The following is a 1,273-nucleotide window of genomic DNA, read 5'->3' as shown; positions in this document are numbered from 1 at the left end:
AACTCAGATCTTGCAGCCTTCTCGATAAGGGGTTGCTAAACGGCTAAAAGTCTGTAAGAAAGGGCGTAGAAAATAGAATTGGACGGTTATGGAAACCATCTTGAAACACGCCCAAGGACTAGTGTACGCCCTGCTTCACCTGATGCCTAGTTCCTATCAACACGCTAGTCTCAGTTCTCTACTGGGACTGTTTTTGGAAGCACAAGGACATCCTTTTCCCCAGCATTGCCAGACGAAATCTGCCAGTGCTTTAAGTCGATTTCTCAATCACTACGATTGGTCTACCCGGTCAGTGCTGCGAACCACTCGCCCAGCAGTGTTGTACCAGATGGCACAGCATCTGCCCCACAGTGGCAGTCCGCTCAAAGTGTTGATTGACCTGACGACCCTACCCAAGTGTGGCAAGTTTCTGCATTTGGGCGACCTGAATGAGCCTAAAGAAACGCCCAACTCGTGGGTGCGAGTGCTCAATGGCAAGCGGGGACTGCACGTGGTGATGCTCTACCTCGTGCTGGGTTCGTGGCGAGTGCCTTGGAGTTTCTGGATCTGGCACGGCAAGGGCACCCCAAGGCCCCCTCAACTCGCCTGCAAACTCCTTGCCCGTGTCCCCAAGACCCTAACGAAACGCTTCTGCGTTATCGTTCTAGCGGATACTGAGTTTGGTACAGTCGAGTTTCTCAAGGCGGTGCAAAAACGCCGCTGGCGAGCCGTGGTCGGCATGCGCTGCACTCGTTTAATGGAGAATGGCAAACCCCTCAAATCGCTTTACCGTCATGGAAAACGGGGACAACAGGTGCGGCTCGTGGGCATTGATGCTCCTTTAACGGTCTCTTGGTTTTGGCTCAAACGCAGCGAGGGCAAACGAGAATTACGCTTTGTCGCTTCCACCTACCCTTACTCTGGAGCCTATCTCGTACAACTAGGACGACAACGATGGGCCATCGAGGGCTTCTTCAAGACCATCAAACATCGGTTCGGCTTGCATTGCTTTGGGCAAAAGACCCGGCTGGGAATCTACCGCTGGTTAGTGTTGTCTCTCATCGCTGACCTGCTTGCCTGTTGGGTGTCTCAATCCTTCCCATCTTGGTGTCGGCTCGATTGGGGCGAGGTGAGTATCAAAGCTGTGGCGCTCCTCCTGCCTCACGTACTCTGGATGAAACTGTTACGTCAGATTCAAAAGAATCGCAGCCTCGCAGATGAGCTAGGGTTTGAAATCATCGTCAAGCCCTTACCATTCTTGCCTTATTGAGACTGCTGCAAGATGTGAGTCAAT

General features: G+C 52.6%; 1 protein-coding gene. It reads left to right on the top strand.

The features are described from left to right. Positions 1-88: 88 nt before the first annotated feature. On the top strand, positions 89-1,249 hold the full coding sequence (locus C7B65_RS26925) for a transposase (protein WP_244913309.1): 1,161 nt from the start codon (positions 89-91) through the stop codon (positions 1,247-1,249). The last annotated feature ends 24 nt before the right edge of the window (positions 1,250-1,273 follow it).

This window comes from Phormidesmis priestleyi ULC007, from assembly GCF_003003695.1.
Classification (GTDB): Bacteria; Cyanobacteriota; Cyanobacteriia; order Leptolyngbyales; family Leptolyngbyaceae; genus Phormidesmis_A; species Phormidesmis_A priestleyi_A.
This window is presented reverse-complemented; position numbering and strand designations above follow the sequence as displayed.